Annotated in this window: 1 protein-coding gene; it reads right to left on the bottom strand. The window is 48.5% G+C overall.

The features are described from left to right. A partial coding sequence (locus tag CES81_RS13335) for a MucBP domain-containing protein (RefSeq protein ID WP_180949826.1) occupies window positions 1-204 on the bottom strand: 204 nt, incomplete at both ends.

Below are 204 nucleotides of genomic sequence, written 5' to 3' on the forward strand. Positions count from 1 at the left end.
CACCAGCTACTGGATCTTTGGTGTAAACGTAAGTGACCGTCTGATCTTGATCCGTAAAGCTCCCCGTTGGGTTGCCTTGGACTTCCTTAAAGGTGTAGCCCGGTACATCCTTTTGGGTGGTTGAATATGGATCACCAACATTACCCGAGGAAACGACGTCGTCGGCAATTGGATTCCCATTTTCATCAACATACTTCGCCGTGA

The organism is Secundilactobacillus pentosiphilus, from assembly GCF_002217985.1.
Classification (GTDB): Bacteria; Bacillota; Bacilli; order Lactobacillales; family Lactobacillaceae; genus Secundilactobacillus; species Secundilactobacillus pentosiphilus.